Genomic DNA, 16,723 nt, shown 5'->3' on the forward strand with positions numbered 1-16,723 from the left:
GGCGAGCAGCGTCGCCAGGCACAGGGCCGGGGCCGCGCCGCGGAACCCGGTCAGCACCAGCAGCCCGGCATGCGCGAGGAACTCCAGCCAGGCCAGCCCTCGCAGCCCGGGCGAGGGCGAGTGCCGCTGGGACGTCGCGAGCAGAGCGGCTCCCGCGAGCAGCGGACCGACCGCGGCCAGCAGCCCCAGGTAGCCGCCGCCGGTCGTCCCACCCGCGTACTGCGCGGAGACGCCAAGGGAACCCGCGGCGACCAGATAGGCCTGCCCGGCGGCGGCCAGCCCGGCGGCCGCGAGGACGGCGACCGTCATCCGCCGAGCCGCGTCACGGCCACCGGCGACCTGGGCGGAAACCGTCGGGGACGACATCGGCGACCTGGCGCGACGCCGCACGTCCGCCGCGACCGGCGAACCCTCCCTGACGGGTGCGGCAAGCCTGGCCGTTGTGATCGGCGCGGGGCAGGAGGTAGGCAGGCGTGCCATCCGGCGACCGGCCAGGTGCGCACTGAGGGCTCCGGCGGTCACGGCGACCGAGATCCACAGGCCCGCGCAGGTGTCGGCGAACCCGTCCGGGGCCGGAACCGCGCTCGGGACCAGCAGCGCGTCCGCCGACACGATCCGCCCGGCGACCACGATGCCGATCGCCACCACGGTGACATAGACGACCACGAGGCGCGACAGCGTGCGTACCACGGCGGCGAAGCCGACTCCGGCGGCGGCGACACAGGTGAGGCCGGGCACGCCCAGCCCGGCCAGGGCACTCACACAGGCCAGAGACAGGCTTGCCGTGACCACCGCCGTGGCCGTTCGGGTGGAGTCTGGGCCGGCTGGGGCGTCGTCGCGCGGCGACTTGGGCTCCGTCAACGGCCCACCTCGACATACCTGGAACGCGCCGACCTGCCGGAAGGCCCGGCGGACGCTGGCCACGACGTGTCGTCACCCCGCCTGGGCCCACCGCCGGGAGCAACCAACATGTAGCTCAGGGTAGTCGAAGGGTCTCGCCTGAACGTGACTTCGGGCTTCGGGGAGTCCGCCGTCCGTCGATCCAAGACGGCCGGCGCGCCCCTGCCCGGGGCGGCCGGCGAGTCGCATCTCCGGCCGAGGCGTCCGGTTCCGGGTTGGGCGGAGGTCGGCACGGCGTACTGGACTGCCATGGGCCCGACCGGGCGACGAGCGGCCTGAGCCCTGCCTGATGGACTTTGGCAGGCCCGGTGACCCTCGCCTACGGCGCCCGGGCGCCGAGCTGGTCGCGAACCGCGAACTGCGAGCCGACAGCCAGGGAGCCGACGGGCGATGAGGATCCACCTGACCAGCGTCCTGGTCGATGATCAGGACAAGGCGCTGCGCTTCTACACGGAGGTGCTCCGCTTCGTGAAGAAGTCCGAGGTGCCGCTGGGCGAACACCGCTGGCTCACCGTCGTCGCTCCGGATGCCCCCGACGGCGTCGAGCTGCTGCTGGAGCCGGACGCGCACCCCGCGGCCCGCCCGTTCAAACAGGCCCTCGTCGCCGATGGCATTCCGTATACCTCCGGAACACCCCCACGGGCGTGGGGAAGACCCGGTGATTCCGGTACGGCCATGCGATGAGGGCGGAACACCCCCACGGGCGTGGGGAAGACCCATCTGGGCGTCACGGACCAGCTTCGTCATGCGGAACACCCCCACGGGCGTGGGGAAGACTATGATCACAGGGTCATCGGACATGATCTCTCCGGAACACCCCCACGGGCGTGGGGAAGACGCGCACGCCACCCGGTCTCATCATTCGTTATTCGGAACACCCCCACGGGCGTGGGGAAGACCGGTCACAGGACCCGCACCACCCAGCTCTCGGAGGAACACCCCCACGGGCGTGGGGAAGACCGCGGAATCCGTCTGTGATCACGCCGCTTTCCCGGAACACCCCCACGGGCGTGGGGAAGACCACCGTGTGCGGGGCGGCATGGCTGTCGGTTGCGGAACACCCCCACGGGCGTGGGGAAGACCGGCTATCGCGCTTGCCCCGTGCTGGGCGACCCGGAACACCCCCACGGGCGTGGGGAAGACGTCGACGGCGTCGCTGGCGGCGTTGGCGAACTCGGAACACCCCCACGGGCGTGGGGAAGACGGCAGCGACCTCGACCGGGGCACCACCTGCTCGGAACACCCCCACGGGCGTGGGGAAGACTCGCGGAATTCCATCCGAGGGACGTAGCCTGCCGGAACACCCCCACGGGCGTGGGGAAGACTTGATGCCGAGGCTGCGGAGCTGCTGGACGAGCGGAACACCCCCACGGGCGTGGGGAAGACATGAGCTCCGCGCGTCTGGCTCCGCCCGCACCCGGAACACCCCCACGGGCGTGGGGAAGACCGATGGTGCCCCCGCCGTCGAGCTGACCGAGGCGGAACACCCCCACGGGCGTGGGGAAGACCTGATACCCGGCGAGGTTCCACCGGTTCGCAGCGGAACACCCCCACGGGCGTGGGGAAGACCCGACTACGACCAGGCGCTCCAGCAGGTTGGACGGAACACCCCCACGGGCGTGGGGAAGACTTTGCTCGCTGAAACGCTGGTGATAATGCCAGCGGAACACCCCCACGGGCGTGGGGAAGACGGTCCTCTTTGAAGGTTGGGATTTACCCGTTACGGAACACCCCCACGGGCGTGGGGAAGACATCGCAGACGCGGGCGACGATCAGCTCAGCGGCGGAACACCCCCACGGGCGTGGGAAGACTGCACGCGATCATCTACCGGCGTTACGCCGACGGAACACCCCCACGGGCGTGGGGAAGACTGCACCCCGTACGGCGGCCAGGTCTGGTACGACGGAACACCCCCACGGGCGTGGGGAAGACCCGCCGACGAGCTGCCACAGCTCATCCGGATCCGGAACACCCCCACGGGCGTGGGGAAGACGTGGAGCCCGATCCGGCGAAAGGGTCGAGGACCGGAACACCCCCACGGGCGTGGGGAAGACTCTCCACGTCCCAGACGATCCAGCCGGCGGCGCGGAACACCCCCACGGGCGTGGGGAAGACGGACGCGATCTCCGAGGCCAGCGGGACGTGGACGGAACACCCCCACGGGCGTGGGGAAGACGCCTCGGTCAGCCCAGGCTTCGGCGTCTTCGCCGGAACACCCCCACGGGCGTGGGGAAGACATCTTCGCTGCTCGGAAGCCGCTATTGTTCACCGGAACACCCCCACGGGCGTGGGGAAGACCCGATGAGGGCGTAGGCGAGCCAGGGCGGGCACGGAACACCCCCACGGGCGTGGGGAAGACACGCCGCCGCGACCTCCTCGGTCTGCAACGGGCGGAACACCCCCACGGGCGTGGGGAAGACGTTTCCTGACGGAACCCGATGTCGGACGGCGACGGAACACCCCCACGGGCGTGGGGAAGACTTGGGTGGTTCAACGTCCGCCGGCCCCTGCACCGGAACACCCCCACGGGCGTGGGGAAGACAACTGAAGCCGCCCCTGGAAAGCGGCGCGGATCGGAACACCCCCACGGGCGTGGGGAAGACAATCGCCCAGCCGCCCGAATGCCATTTGCGGACGGAACACCCCCACGGGCGTGGGGAAGACTTGATCAAGGCCCGCAGGTTCCCACGGTTGATCGGAACACCCCCACGGGCGTGGGGAAGACACGAACGCCGACCAGCCGGCGTCGTGCACCGACGGAACACCCCCACGGGCGTGGGGAAGACGCGCGGACCTGGGCCTTCTCGGACCGCAGGTTCGGAACACCCCCACGGGCGTGGGGAAGACTCACGGACCCTGCGGTGATCATCCTGTGCCCACGGAACACCCCCACGGGCGTGGGGAAGACTCTTCCTGACCTGCGGGTTTAAAGGGGGTCCTGCGTCCGTTGTGATTTGGGGCTGGAGGCCGCTGCGGGCTGGTGGCGGCTGAGGGTTGTCGTCACCAGGTGAGGCCGAGTTCGGGGTCGAGGAGGAATGTGCGGCCGCCGATCTCGGCTGGCTGGACGTGACCGGAATCGTCGATGGGGTGAGGTAGGAGGACGATGTCGCGGAGCGCCGTGTGGTCGGCCCACCGCGTAGGGAGTGTGGTGGTGCCCTCTTGGCGGCGTCGGTACCACTCTCCTTCCGCGACGGGGATGCCGTGGACCAGGATCGCACGGACGTCGGCGGTGGTGAACGTGCCGTCCGGCCGGCTGCCCTGGGTCGGCAGGGGTTGGCATCGGGCAGGGTCGAACCACTGGTCGCCGTTCGGGTCGACGAAGCAGCAGATGACGCGGACGGATTCGATGCCGAGCCGGGTGCTGACCTTGTCCTCGACGAGGTCGCTGGAGGTTAGTTTGGCGAGGGGGATCGCGTTTTTCGGGGTCGGGATCGCCGTCTGTTCGGCGATGCTGTAGCGGACTTCGTCGTTCATGCGGCGGGCGAGTTCGGCTTCGCTGAGGTCCTCGGAGAACGTCTGGTCGTAGACCTCCTCGACTATCTCCTGCACATCCTCGGGGATCGAGATGGTGCCGGGCGCTCGCCGGGACAGGAGCAGGTAGGTGCGTTCGAGCAGGGACCGGTCATAGACGGCCGTCCAACGGTCGGGTAGTTCCAGTTCGCCGCCGGCGGTCGGCGGTGTGAGGACGACGAGCCGGGGACCTGCGGCGGCCCAGGCTGGGCGGTGGTCGTCGAAGATGGCGTGGCGTTGGCATCGGCCGGAGCGTTGCAGGAGCTGCGCGATCGGGGCGAGGTCGCTGATGATGAGGTCGAGGTCCAGGTCGAGGGACTGCTCGGCGACCTGGGTGGCGACGAGGACGGCGTGCGGCCTGGACAGGGCGTCGCGGCCGAAGGCGGCCGTCACGACCTTGGTGATCTCCTCACGCTGCTGGGCGGGGAACCGTGCATGCAAGATGCCCAGGGCGGGTGCGGGTCTTCCAGTCGCGGTGCCGGCTGCGGTCAGTTCGTCGAACCATGTCTTCAGAAGCCGGTAGGTAGCCTGGGCTTCGACGACGGTGGTGCAAAGCACCATCGCGCATCCGCCGTCAGCCACGAGCGGCGCGAGCAGTGTCCGCAGAGCCGCGGACCGGTCTGCTCCCAACTTCCGGTCGACCTGTACGGTCATCGTTTCCACGGTGAGGGGACGTGAGGGCAGCGCGACGGGTTGGACGGTCGAGGTTCCGGTCGCGGCGTCGACGTGGATCCAGCCGGGATAGGTGACCGGGGGTGGCTCGGTGCTGCGGTGACCCGCGCCGGTCAGGTAGGCGCGGACGAGGCGGTGCGCGACCGAACCAGGCAGGGTGGCGGAGAGCAGGACGACCGGGACGTCGAGGGCGCCGAGCCAGGTCAGGAGCCGGGCAAGGAGCATCTGCATGTAGGCGTCGTAGGCGTGGACTTCGTCGACGACGAGTACCTTGCCCGCGAGGCCGAGCATCCGCAGCACGCTGTGCTTGATGGGCAGGACGGCGAGCAGCGCCTGGTCGACGGTGCCGACGGCCATCGCGGCGAGAAGTCCGCGTTTGCGCCCGCGGAGCCAGGCGCTGGCCGTGACGGCTGCCTCGCCGGAGCGCTCGCCGTCGCCGGTGACGACCAGCCCGCCGCCCGGGTCGGTGTACTCGGCGTTCAGCCAGGCCATGGAGTGCAGCAGCGTCATCGCCGTGTCCTTGACGAGGCGCCGCTTGGAGTAGGTGAGGACACGGCGGTACATCTGGTCCGCGGTCGCCATGGTCGGCAGGGTGACGAACAGTCCGCTGGTGCCGGCGGCCTCACCCATGAGCCGGGCGGCGTGCAGCGCTGTCTCGGTCTTGCCGACTCCCATCGGTGCCATCACCAGCAGCAGGCCCGGTCCGGACAGGATCCCCGGCAGCTTGGCGGCGACCGACAGCTGCAGCTCGTTGGGCTCGTCGATCGCCGGGAACTCCTCGGCGAAGGTTCCGGGGCGTAGTGACGCGCGGCCGAGGCCGGCGGCGGACAGCAGGTCGGGGACGTCGGTGAAGGTGGCCTGCCGGTGCGCGCGGAGCTGCTCGACGCTCGCGGTCGACGACCTGGCCGCGCGCAGGTGGGTCTCGACGCGGGGCCGCAGGAAGGTTTCCTGGCTGACCAACCAGTCCGCGAGGATGACGACGGCGGTGCTGATCGCGGCCACGTGCGGGGGCACGGAGGCCGGGGCTGGCGGCGGATCGAAGACCTCGTTGACGGTGTGCAGGACCGCTCGACGCTGGGCTTCCCAGACGCCGGCGCCCAGGTGGGGCAGGTCGTGGACCGTGGCGTAGTCGGCGGGGTTGGCGCTGGTGAAACAGCCATGGTGTCCGCCGAGGAGCTCGGCGACCTGAAACCCGGAATCCTTGCGGACCCGGCTGGTGGGATAGCCGAGATCGCCGAGCATGCGGCCCAACCAGAGCTGCGTCATCCGCTGGTGCGGGACGTCGCTGCGGCCGCCGGCGGCCGAGTATCCGTCGAGCGCGGCGAACGCGTCCGGCGCGAGCACCTGGAATCCCGGGACGAGCTTCCCAAGATCGTGCAGCGCGGCCCAGAACGCCAGCAGGCGACCTGCGTCCGCGGCCGAGACGTCGAGCCCGGCCGCGATGGTCCGCCGGATCGAGGAGGACAGGTAGTCCCGCCACAGCACCTCCACCGCCGCACCGGTGTCGAGCAGGTGGAACACCAGCGGATACGGACCCGATAACCCTTTCCGCTTTCCCCACAGCCTCAGGTCCAGCGGGGCGACGTCTCCCGGTTGTTGTACGCGCATGGCGGTTCCCCGTTTCTGACCGACGGCGAGAGTACGTCGGAGCCGATTATCCGAGGACGTCCGTGCCGGAAGGCGGGCAGGTACTGCGGCCGAAGGATGTGTCCGCGAGGGACCAGGCGCGGCCATGATGCCGCTCGACGGCGAACAAAGCCTCTCTCGGGAGCCCGTTTTTGTCGGAGGTCGGTGGCAGAGTGAACGGCGCATTCGATGGCGAACGCGAGGTGACCGTCTCGTGACGCAGGGATGGGGATACGGGGGTACGGATGTGTGAATCGTGGTGAGGGAACAGGTCTTTGACCTGCGGGAACAGCAATGGATACCGGCGCGTGAGGGCTCGTCGCGGAGTCCCGTGGGGCTGCGGGAGCTGCTGCTGCGGGCGCATGAGCTGGAGGATGTGGAGCTTCCGGTGGCGCCGGCGGCGGCGGGGCTGTGGCGGGTCCTGTATCTGCTGGCGGCGCGGGTGAGCGGGTTGGATGATCCGATGCTCGAGGTGTCGGAGTTCGAGGACCGTCGGTACGGCCTTCTGGACGCGGGCCGGTTCGCGGAAGACGAGGTCGAGAGCTATTTCGAGCGGTATGCCGATCGGTTCGATCTGTTCGATCCGGTGCGGCCGTGGCTGCAGGATCCGCGGCTGGCGGAGCAGTGTGCGGTGACCTCGGGGATCAACAAACTGGTCCTCGGGCGACCGGCGGGTAGCAACCAGGTCTTCTTTGACCATCACACGGAGACGACCGTAACGCCGGTCCCGACACCGGAAGCCGTCTGGCATCTGATCGCCCGGATGTATTTCGGTCCGTCGGGGCGATGCACGACGCGGACGGTGGGGGCGGTGTCGAAGGCGGACACGATGGCCGGCCCGCTGCGGGGCAGCCTGTCGTTCCATCCGATAGGCCGGAACCTGTTCGAGTCGTTGGTGTCCGGTATCCCCGCACCGTCCGATGAGGAACGTTTCGCCGCGGCGGGCGCGCAGGACGCGGCGCCGTGGGAGATGTCGGCGCTGCCGCACCCGAGCGCCAGTCCGCCGCTGCTGCGAGGGCTGGGGCGTCGGCTCGCCGGTCGGTTCCAGCACGCACTTCTGCTTACCCCGTCAGCGGATGGAAAGTCGGTCGTTGACGCCCGGCTGACGTGGGCGTTCCGGGACAAGCAGCGTCCTGATCGGGATCCCTATCTGATCTACCAGACCAGCCAGAAGGACGATACCTACGCGCGGGGGGCGAAGCTGGAACGGGCGTTGTGGCGTGATCTCGACGCGCTGCTGATGAACGAGACGGGGGAGATGCCGCGGACCAAGCCGTCGGTGTTCGAACTGCTGCCTGAGGACCTGGCCGAGTCTCTGCGGGTTCGGGTCTACGGGTTCGACCAGGACGGTCAGACCCGTGATCAGCAGTACTTCAGTGGGCTGACACCGGCGGTGCTGGGCTGGCGGGAAGGCCGTCCGGGTAGTCGAGCGGTGGGCGTCAGCGCCACGCGGGTGGCCGCCGAGCAGGTCGGGCGCAGTCTGGTGCGGGCGTTGAAGCTGGCGTGGGCGCGGCAGTCCGATCCGGCGGACGCACCGGGAAGCACGCCTCGGGCTGATGGTCCGCAGGGGCCGTGGGTCGCCGCGGCGGAGGCACAGTACTGGCCGGGGGCCGAACGGCTGTTCTGGCAGGCGGTGAAGGCCGGCGACTTCGCGGACCCGACAGGGCCGTTCGTGCGGCTCGCACTGCAGGTCTACGACAGGATCGCTAGCGAGATCACCTCGCCGGTGCACTGGCGGATGACTCGGGCGCTCGCGTTGCACCGCCGGCAGATCCGTGGGTTCACCGTCACCGCTGGCAGTGGCGCGAAGAGTGAGGACGCGGCATGACCAACCTCGTCACGCAGGACAAGCTGGCGGACATCGAGTGGCGCGCGACCCGGCTCGTCGATGCTGTCACCGGGGTGCTCGCGGTTCCGGGCCGGCGCGCGGTGCTGCGCCGCAGCCTCGGTCGTCTGCCGCAGGACCCGGCGGTGGCACGGGCACACGGGCTGATCGCGCCGTATCTGCCCGCGCTACCCGATCCGGCTCGGGACGGCTCCTATCCGGATACCGCGATTGACGCGGTCGCGATCGAACGGGCCTTCTATACGGTCGCGGCTCTGATCGCGGCGCAGCCGCGGTCCGCGCGGGACGTCGAGATCGCCGCGGCGGACACTGAATCGTCATCCCAGCAGGTGGGGTCGGAGCCGGCCTCCACCGAGGAAGTAACGGCGGGCGAGGCGGCCGCCGAGAGCGCGGGCGTCGTTGACGAACCGGCGAAGCAGGCAACTGCCGGGCGGCGGCGGCCGAGCATTGGTTTCACGCTGGGAGTGGCGGTGCGGGCGGGGAAGCTGAATGGGGAGACGCTCCCGCCGCGCCTGCATCTGCTATGCCGGCAGGACGTCGCCGGGGTGCATCGTCATCTCCCTCGGCTCGTCGGCCAGTTGCGGGCCGATCTCGTTCCGGTCGCCTGGGTACCGCTGATCGTGGACCTGGCCCGGTGGGGCCGCTACCGCGACCAGGTCGCCAAGGGCTGGCTGCAGGACTACTACCGCGCCGTCTCGGCCCGCCCTGCGGCGCTGTCACCGGCCGCTTCGACTACCGACAATTCCACTGGCGGTGCGGCCGCCGTGAACGAAAGCGAGACGTCATGACCCCGCCCCGTTTCCTCGACATTCATCTGCTGCAGACGATTCCCTTCTCGAATCTCAACCGGGACGACCTCGGCGCACCGAAGACCGTCGTCTATGGCGCGGCGACCCGCACGCGCGTGTCGTCCCAGTCGTGGAAGCGTCAGGTTCGCCTGACGGTCGAGACCGCGTTGGGTGATCCGGCAGTCCGTACCCGGCGGATCATCACCTCGGTGGCGGAACGGCTTGTGCTGGCTGGCTGGCCGGGCGAGCTCGCGACGTTCGCGGGCCATCAGGTGCTGATGTCCGCCGGGAAGAAGGGCATCAAGATTGAGAAGGATCGGGAGAAGAACGACATCTCCTCGGTGCTGCTCTATCTGCCTGAGGCGGGGCTGGACGAGCTCGCGGCGCTCGCGACCGAGCACCGGGCCGTGTTGGAGACCGAGAGCGCGAAGAAGACCGCGAAGCCGGTGCTGCCTGTCGCGGAGGTCGCGGCGATCCTCGCCAGCCGGACTGGGACGATCAACTTGTTCGGTCGGATGCTCGCGGAGCTGCCCGGCGCGGACGTCGACGGCGCCGTGCAGGTCGCGCACGCCTTCACCGTGCACGCCACCACACCGGAAATCGACTTCTTCACCGCCGTCGACGACATCCCATCCGGAGAGGACCACGGCAGCGGCCACATGAACGCCGGGGAATTCTCCGCCGGAACATTCTACCGCTACGCCTGCCTGGACCTGCGCGGCCTCGTGGACAACCTCGACGGTGACGCCGCGATGGCACGGGAGCTGACGGGGGAGTTCCTCGACGCGTTCCTCAGCGCGCTGCCCACCGGAAAGCAGAACGCGACCGCCCCCAACACCCCACCGGAACTCGCCTACGTCGCGGTGCGCGCTGACCGGCCGATGTCGCTGGCGGCGGCATTCGAGCGGCCCGTCGCCGCCGGCATCGAAGGTGGCTACGGCGAGGCGGCCCGGGACGCCCTCGACGACTACGCCGCCGGGCTGCACCGTGTCTGGGACAGCCCGGCCAGCCTGCTCGTCCACGGCCATGGCGCCATCGACGGCAAGCCACGCACCGCCGGGCTGGGTGAGCAGTACGGCTCCTACCGGCAGTTGCTGGCCGCCGCGGTCGACGCCTCCTACCCGACGTCGGCATGAGTGGGCTGATCCTGCGGCTCGCCGGCCCGCTGCAGTCCTGGGGCGAACACAGCACGTTCGCCGATCGGGACACCGTGGCGTTCCCGACCCGCTCCGGACTCATCGGCCTGCTCGCCGGCGCCGTCGGCCTTCCGCGCGGGGAGTCGCTCAGCCGCTTCGATCCGCTTGGCTTCGCCGTCCGCGTCGATGCACCGGGGGTGCCGCTCACGGACTTCCACACCGTCGGCGGCGGCCTGCCCGCAGCTCGTACGGTGCCCATCGCCGATGGCAAGCACCGTTCCGGGGACACCGGCACCATCGTCAGCCGGCGCCGCTACCTGTCCGACGCCGTGTTCACCGTCGCCGTCACCGGACCAGACCAGCTCCTGACCGAACTCGTCGAGGCGCTGCGGGAGCCCCGCTGGCAGCCGTACCTCGGCCGCAGATCCTGCCCGCCGGAGCAGCCGCTGCTCCTGCGCGCTGACGTCGACGACCCGGAGGCCCATCTGCGGACCCGGGTTCCCGTCCCACGCCGCCGACGGCGCCTGACCGCCACGCCACCGGATACCACCGTCGACCTCATCGTCGAGACCGATCCGGCCGACCCGGACGCGGCCACCGAACTGGCCGACGTGCCGATCAGCTTCGCGAGCCTGGATCGCCGCTACCAGCGGCGATCCGTGCGCCGCGAATCCCTGTCCCTGCCCGCGACGATGTTCAGTGCCGACGGCCCGACGTTCCGCCGGGCGCTCTACAGCTACATGCAGGAGCAGTCATGAGCGCCGTGTGGCTGGTCCGAATCCTGCCGGACCTGCGTCGAGGAGACGTGCGCGCCGATCTCGCCGACGCTGTCGCGCTCCACAAGCGTGTCATGCAACTGCTTCCCGACCAGATAGGTCCCGACGCGCGCAGCCTCGCCGGCGCGCTGTTCCGTCTCGAGGAGAAACGCACCGGCGTCGAGATCCTCGTCCAGACCCGGTTGGCGCCGTTCGTCGAAGCACTGCCCGCCGGCTACGGTCAGGTCGCCACCCGCGACCTGACCGGCCTGCTCGACCGGCTGCACACCGGTCGCGGCGTGCACTACCGACTCGTCGCCAACCCCACGAAGAGACTCGGCCGCACCGCGAAACACCCCGGCAAGCTCGCGGTCCTGCGCGGCGACGAGGCCGAAAGCTGGTGGACCACCCGCGCCGGACGGTGCGGTTTGGAGCTGCGCAGTTCCACCGCGTTACCCCTGGACGACATCACCGGGCCTCGCCGCGGCCGCGCCCAGGTCCGTCACGCCCTCACCCGCTACGACGGAGTCGCGGTCGTCACCGACCCCGACGCGCTGCGCGCCGCGATCCTCACCGGCGTCGGCCGCGGCAAAGCCCACGGCGCGGGACTGCTGTCCATCGCCCCGCTCGGGGGCACCCGATGAGCACACCCGCGACCGGGAAACACCGCCTGGGCCGGCCGACCCTCGCGATGCTGCCCCGCGTCGCGGACTCGCTGTCGTTCCTCTACCTCGAAGCCGTGAAGGTTTTCCAGGACGACACCGGCGTCCTCGCCCACGTCGTCTCCCACCGCGGAACCGAACAGGTCCGCCTTCCCGTCGCGACCCTGTCCTGCATCCTGCTCGGGCCCGGCACCTCCATCACCCAAGCGGCGATGAGCACCATCGCCCGGCACGGCACCAGCCTCGTCTGCGTCGGCGCCGGCGGGATCCGCAGCTACGCCACCATCCACCCCGCCGGTCTCACCACTGCCTGGCTGGAGAAACAGGCCCGCGCCTGGGCGGATGACGACCTGCGCGTCCAGGTCGCCAGCCGGATGTACCGGCAGCGTTTCTCCACCGAGGTCCCGGAGGGCACCACCCTCGCCCAGCTACGCGGCATGGAAGGCCAGCGGGTCAAGGCCTACTACCGCCTCCTCGCCCAGAAACATGGTGCTCCCCGATTCCGCCGCAACTACGATCCGGCGAATTGGGACCGCCAGGACCCTGTCAATCTCGCCCTGTCCGCCGCCAGCGCCTGCCTGTACGGCGTCGTCCACGCCGCCGTCTGCGCGCTTGGCTGCTCACCCGCACTCGGATTCGTCCACAGCGGCACCCAGCTCGCCTTCGTCTACGACATCGCCGACCTCTACAAAGCCGACCTCACCATGCCGCTCGCGTTCGCCCTGCACGACTCACCGAACCCCGAACGCGCCGCGCGAACACGCCTACGAGAAGAATTCCGCCTCGTCAGGCTGCTCCCCACCATCGTCCGGGACATCCAGAAACTGCTGGACCTCGACCGCGATCCCACCCAGCCGGGCGAGTCCGACGACGAAGACGATCGCGGCAACCTCGCCGTCGACATGGTCCACCTCTGGGACCCGCGACTCGGCGCCGTCCCAGCCGGCGTCAACTACAGCGACGGCTCGGACCAAAGCCCAGACGACACCGCCGAGACCGCCGTCGACAACGGCGACCTCGAACCCGAGGACGTCAACGTCAACCTGGGCATCCCATGGCAGGAATGATCGTCATCTCCACGACCGCCGTCCCCGACCACGTCCGTGGAGCCCTCAGCCGCTGGCTCGTCGAACCCACCGCCGGCCTCTACGTCGGCACCGTCTCCGCCCGCGTCCGCGACAAACTATGGAACGCCGTCGCGGACAGCATCGCCGACGGCGCCGCCGTCTGCATCCACCCCGCCGACACCGAACAGGGTTTCACGATCAAAACCGCCGGCGAACGACGCCGCCACATCCTCGACTTCGACGGACTCCAACTCGTCGGCCTCAATTCACAACAGACGCAGGAGACCCCCTAAAGCCCCAGGTCACGAAGCGTCCTCCCCACGCCCGTGGGGGTGATCCGTTCGCGATCGTCGCGCGCATCGCCGTATCCCAGTCCTCCCCACGCCCGTGGGGGTGATCCGGACCACAAGTACGCCCGCATCGCCGCGGAGATGTCCTCCCCACGCCCGTGGGGGTGATCCGGAGCGAGCAACACCATGATGGACCGTCTGTACGTCCTCCCCACGCCCGTGGGGGTGATCCGCCGTCGGTGAAACTCTCGTTGACGGCCTCGACGTCCTCCCCACGCCCGTGGGGGTGATCCGCGGAACAGGCTCGACTCCGAGTTCGAGGAGTTGTCCTCCCCACGCCCGTGGGGGTGATCCGGTCGTAGAACACTTCCGGGGGTCCGCAGATACGTCCTCCCCACGCCCGTGGGGGTGATCCGTTGTACGACGACAACGCCTCCCAGACGCTGCGGTCCTCCCCACGCCCGTGGGGGTGATCCGTTGTGACTGTGGGTGGTGTCGCCTGTCGCGTGGTCCTCCCCACGCCCGTGGGGGTGATCCGCCGCCAACTCACGGCTCCGCAACGGCGTTCTCGTCCTCCCCACGCCCGTGGGGGTGATCCGGATCCGGATGAGCTGTGGCAGCTCGTCGGCGGGTCCTCCCCACGCCCGTGGGGGTGATCCGGTGATCCGGTAGGACCGGGCATCGGGCACGGCGTCCTCCCCACGCCCGTGGGGGTGATCCACAGCCTCCCCGGCCGCTGCGCGGGGTGACCTGGTCCTCCCCACGCCCGTGGGGGTGATCCGCGAACTTCACCGAAGCCGAGCGGGCAGCGGTCGTCCTCCCCACGCCCGTGGGGGTGATCCGAAAAATGGCGGCACGTTGCGGGCCGCGTCACTGTCCTCCCAACGCCCGTGGGGGTGATCCGCCGCGCAGCTGTTCACCCGCCGGCTTCGCGCCGTCCTCCCCACGCCCGTGGGGGTGATCCGCTCGGCCTTGTTCTTCCCGATCTCCTCGCGGGGTCCTCCCCACGCCCGTGGGGGTGATCCGACGACCACGGCCGTCAACATCGCGGCGATCCTGTCCTCCCCACGCCCGTGGGGGTGATCCGCGCGTTTCTCTGAATGCGTTCCGGGGAATCGAGTCCTCCCCACGCCCGTGGGGGTGATCCGATCTGGCTCGCCGCCGACATCGAAACCTGGGTGTCCTCCCCACGCCCGTGGGGGTGATCCGAGGATGCCGACAGGATGACCCCGGCGATCGTCGTCCTCCCCACGCCCGTGGGGGTGATCCGGGCCAGCAGATCGCCGCCGCCCTCGGCCAGCGTCCTCCCCACGCCCGTGGGGGTGATCCGCGGCGGAGCTGGGGTCTCGTCGGCCATCTCAGGTCCTCCCCACGCCCGTGGGGGTGATCCGGCTCACCCTGGTGCGCCACGGAAAACAGTCTTGTCCTCCCCACGCCCGTGGGGGTGATCCGCTGCCGACGGGGGTGTCGAGGTGCGGGTAGGGGGGCGCGGCGATCAGGCACGTGATCATGTGGAGAGGATGCTGGGTCCGACGGATCCGGACGCGGACGTCTCGATGACGAGGGGTCCCGGGATGTCTCGCAGGCACATGCTCTGGGGCGCCATGTGGGGCCCGCCACAATTTCTGCGGGTATTCTGTGGTAGCGATCAAGAGATGATACCCGATCAAGCTTCTGACCTGGGCGATTGCTCCCGCGAGAGGACTCGAACCTCTAACCTGCCGGTTAACAGCCGGCTGCTCTGCCAATTGAGCTACGCGGGACCGGGTGCGTGAGCACCTGACGTCGTCAGCCTACCTGAGGTTCGGGCAGTCCTGGAGGTGGGGTAGGAATCGACACGGCGGCACAACGCCGGCCGGTCGGTGGCCATCCGTCGGCACATCTCTCGGTCTCCTGGGAGGCACCATGCACATCAGGCCCAGTGTCGTCATCGCCCTCGGGGTCGGCTACGTGCTCGGCGCCCGCGCCGGGCGGGAGAAGTACGACACGATCATGCGTCAGGCGCGCGAGGTCCGGGAGCGCCCGGAGGTGCAGAGCGCGGCCGGGCTGGTCTCCGCCCAGGCGGGGACGCTCTACCAGCGGGTCCGGGACATGCTCGCGGGCGAGGTCGAGCCGTCCGGGAGGCGGCGGTTCCGGCCGACCGGCGTGCACAGCTCGAACGGCGTCAGCTCAGTCGGCGCCCACTGACTGCGATGTCCGGTGGCTGAGGGCCGGGGTGTCTGGTGACTGGTGGGTGGCAGGGTGTAGATCGGTGGGGGATCGATGAGTACGGCCGATCGCCGTGGGGCGCGTCGCGTGGCGCGGGGCGGAAACGCCGCGGACGAGGCCGGCGGCGGTGCGCCCGCGGCTCTCGGGGCTCTGGTGGAGCTGCTCGCTCGGCGGTTCGCGCTCGGGGCCTTCTGGCATCTACGGGGCGGACCGTCCTCGTTCCGGGTGTTGCAGACCCGGCTGAACGCCCCCGAGGCGGGGCTCAGTCAACGGCTGCGGGAGTTGCGGGAGGCCGGGCTCGTCGAGGTGGACGAGGTTGGCGAGTACCGCCTGACCGCCCATGGCCGCCGCCTGCAGGGTGTGGTCGAACCACTGGCGTCCTGGGCGGGCGAGTGGTCGCAGCTGAGTCCCCGTCAGCGAGCCCCCCGGGGCGCCTCCTCGCGTGGTCACGGCGAGCCCTGACAATCCCGACCGATGGGGCGGCGGGTGGGCGGGTGGCGCCGCGTCAGGCGCGTGCCGGTGGGTCGGACAGCCGTAGCCCGGTCTCCTAGGAGCATTACGGACTGATGGCCTGTACTCGACTGGGAGTCACTGTCGGATCACAGCTTGTCTTTTGGTGATCTTAAGCCTTCTTTAGGTCCCACCGGGTGTGCTGGTCTCTGTCGGAAGGGCGCTCCCCAGGCGCCGGCCGACCTGATTGACCCAGACTTCACCCGGCGGAGGTAACCCCGACCTCTGGCGGGTCTTCCCAGCCCGGGTCGTGGCCCGTCCCAGCCGCGACCCGGGCACATCTTTGTCCGCGGCTTTGTCTGCGGCCGCTTCTCCCGCGCACACGAGACTTGGCGTGTCACCCGCGCGGCGACCCTCGGCGAAGGCGGTGGGGATTGCGCCGGGCCGGCGCGCGACGCGGAGGCGGCGGTCCGCTGGCCGGTCGTGCCGACCTTCGGTGAGCCGCCGACCTTCGGTGGGCCGCCGACCGGCCTGCGGGTTTGTCCGTCGACACGGTTGTGGAGTTGCGGACCCGCGATGAAAGGCCGCACTGCGGACGGATTTCGTCGACTAATTGTCGAGATATTTCAATCAGTCTTCCGGCTTGCCGGCCGACGGCGCGGGCGTGTGGGCTCGGATGTCCGCGTCCAGAGGGGTGGGGGTCCCTCTGGACGCGCGGGTGGTGGTGGGTGGGTGGGGTGGTTAGTCGCTGAGGAGGTCGAGGGGGGTGGTGGGTTGGTGGGGGGTGTGGGGGGTGGTGGTGAGGTGGTGGC

11 protein-coding genes, 1 tRNA gene, 1 pseudogene and 2 CRISPR repeat arrays are annotated in these 16,723 nt (G+C 70.0%); of the genes and pseudogenes, 10 read left to right on the forward strand and 3 right to left on the reverse strand.

Annotated elements, in window-relative coordinates; genetic code table 11:
- Positions 1-861: hypothetical protein (locus tag MXD58_RS06780; RefSeq protein ID WP_250609122.1), on the reverse strand; the 861-nt coding region annotated here is incomplete at its 3' end.
- A 429-nt stretch (positions 862-1,290) separates the two neighbouring features.
- On the opposite strand from MXD58_RS06780, the pseudogene MXD58_RS06785 reads away from it, so the two are divergent.
- A pseudogene (locus tag MXD58_RS06785) lies at positions 1,291-1,476 on the forward strand (VOC family protein); the annotation flags it as partial.
- Between the two features lie 50 nt (positions 1,477-1,526).
- A CRISPR array of direct repeats spans positions 1,527-3,809; the repeat unit is 29 nt; unit sequence CGGAACACCCCCACGGGCGTGGGGAAGAC.
- Between the two features lie 92 nt (positions 3,810-3,901).
- On the opposite strand, the gene cas3 reads toward MXD58_RS06785, so the two are convergent.
- Positions 3,902-6,691 (reverse strand): CRISPR-associated helicase Cas3', encoded by a 2,790-nt coding sequence (cas3, locus tag MXD58_RS06790; protein ID WP_248840660.1) that lies wholly within the window; start codon positions 6,689-6,691, stop codon positions 3,902-3,904.
- A 274-nt stretch (positions 6,692-6,965) separates the two neighbouring features.
- Between cas3 and casA the strand changes: the two genes are divergently transcribed.
- Genes casA through cas2e form a run of 7 tightly spaced genes read left to right on the forward strand, consistent with a single transcriptional unit; the run spans position 6,966 to position 13,256 of the window.
- Entirely contained in the window at positions 6,966-8,537 is a 1,572-nt protein-coding gene (gene casA, locus MXD58_RS06795) for a type I-E CRISPR-associated protein Cse1/CasA (RefSeq protein ID WP_248840661.1), read from the forward strand.
- Positions 8,534-9,343, forward strand: a complete 810-nt coding sequence (gene casB, locus MXD58_RS06800; RefSeq protein ID WP_248840662.1) for a type I-E CRISPR-associated protein Cse2/CasB — start codon at positions 8,534-8,536, stop codon at positions 9,341-9,343. Before casA ends, casB begins: the two co-directional genes overlap by 4 nt.
- Positions 9,340-10,479 (forward strand): type I-E CRISPR-associated protein Cas7/Cse4/CasC, encoded by a 1,140-nt coding sequence (gene cas7e, locus MXD58_RS06805; RefSeq protein ID WP_248840663.1) that lies wholly within the window; start codon positions 9,340-9,342, stop codon positions 10,477-10,479. Before casB ends, cas7e begins: the two co-directional genes overlap by 4 nt.
- Entirely contained in the window at positions 10,476-11,237 is a 762-nt protein-coding gene (gene cas5e / locus MXD58_RS06810; protein ID WP_248840664.1) for a type I-E CRISPR-associated protein Cas5/CasD, read from the forward strand. The genes cas7e and cas5e overlap by 4 nt, the downstream gene beginning before the upstream one ends.
- Positions 11,234-11,878, forward strand: coding sequence for a type I-E CRISPR-associated protein Cas6/Cse3/CasE (cas6e, locus tag MXD58_RS06815; RefSeq protein WP_248840665.1), 645 nt, complete (start codon positions 11,234-11,236; stop codon positions 11,876-11,878). The genes cas5e and cas6e overlap by 4 nt, the downstream gene beginning before the upstream one ends.
- Positions 11,875-12,963, forward strand: coding sequence for a type I-E CRISPR-associated endonuclease Cas1e (cas1e, locus tag MXD58_RS06820; protein WP_248840666.1), 1,089 nt, complete (start codon positions 11,875-11,877; stop codon positions 12,961-12,963). Before cas6e ends, cas1e begins: the two co-directional genes overlap by 4 nt.
- Positions 12,951-13,256 (forward strand): type I-E CRISPR-associated endoribonuclease Cas2e, encoded by a 306-nt coding sequence (gene cas2e, locus MXD58_RS06825; RefSeq protein ID WP_250609123.1) that lies wholly within the window; start codon positions 12,951-12,953, stop codon positions 13,254-13,256. Before cas1e ends, cas2e begins: the two co-directional genes overlap by 13 nt.
- A gap of 18 nt (positions 13,257-13,274) precedes the next feature.
- A CRISPR array of direct repeats spans positions 13,275-14,705; the repeat unit is 29 nt; unit sequence GTCCTCCCCACGCCCGTGGGGGTGATCCG.
- A gap of 238 nt (positions 14,706-14,943) precedes the next feature.
- Here cas2e and MXD58_RS06830 read toward each other — a convergent pair.
- Positions 14,944-15,016: transfer RNA gene (locus tag MXD58_RS06830), tRNA-Asn, on the reverse strand.
- 142 nt (positions 15,017-15,158) lie between these two features.
- On the opposite strand from MXD58_RS06830, the gene MXD58_RS06835 reads away from it, so the two are divergent.
- Both MXD58_RS06835 and MXD58_RS06840 read left to right on the forward strand, forming a co-directional pair.
- Positions 15,159-15,440 (forward strand): hypothetical protein, encoded by a 282-nt coding sequence (locus tag MXD58_RS06835; RefSeq protein ID WP_248840668.1) that lies wholly within the window; start codon positions 15,159-15,161, stop codon positions 15,438-15,440.
- Positions 15,441-15,548: 108 nt separating this feature from the next.
- Positions 15,549-15,923 carry a winged helix-turn-helix transcriptional regulator gene (locus tag MXD58_RS06840; protein WP_248840669.1) on the forward strand — a complete coding sequence of 125 codons (375 nt, stop codon included), beginning with the start codon at positions 15,549-15,551 and terminating at the stop codon, positions 15,921-15,923.
- The last annotated feature ends 800 nt before the right edge of the window (positions 15,924-16,723 follow it).

This window comes from Frankia sp. AgKG'84/4, assembly GCF_023242965.2.
Classification (GTDB): domain Bacteria; phylum Actinomycetota; class Actinomycetes; order Frankiales; family Frankiaceae; genus Frankia.

What these genes read in the sequence shown, in the direction of transcription:
- cas2e (WP_250609123.1), top strand. Translation starts at nt 12,951, where the DNA reads ATGGCAGGAATGATCGTCATCTCCACGACCGCCGTCCCCGACCACGTC.
- MXD58_RS06835 (WP_248840668.1), top strand. Translation starts at nt 15,159, where the DNA reads ATGCACATCAGGCCCAGTGTCGTCATCGCCCTCGGGGTCGGCTACGTG.
- cas3 (WP_248840660.1), bottom strand. Translation starts at nt 6,691, where the DNA reads ATGCGCGTACAACAACCGGGAGACGTCGCCCCGCTGGACCTGAGGCTG.
- casB (WP_248840662.1), top strand. Translation starts at nt 8,534, where the DNA reads ATGACCAACCTCGTCACGCAGGACAAGCTGGCGGACATCGAGTGGCGC.
- cas6e (WP_248840665.1), top strand. Translation starts at nt 11,234, where the DNA reads ATGAGCGCCGTGTGGCTGGTCCGAATCCTGCCGGACCTGCGTCGAGGA.
- cas1e (WP_248840666.1), top strand. Translation starts at nt 11,875, where the DNA reads ATGAGCACACCCGCGACCGGGAAACACCGCCTGGGCCGGCCGACCCTC.
- cas5e (WP_248840664.1), top strand. Translation starts at nt 10,476, where the DNA reads ATGAGTGGGCTGATCCTGCGGCTCGCCGGCCCGCTGCAGTCCTGGGGC.
- cas7e (WP_248840663.1), top strand. Translation starts at nt 9,340, where the DNA reads ATGACCCCGCCCCGTTTCCTCGACATTCATCTGCTGCAGACGATTCCC.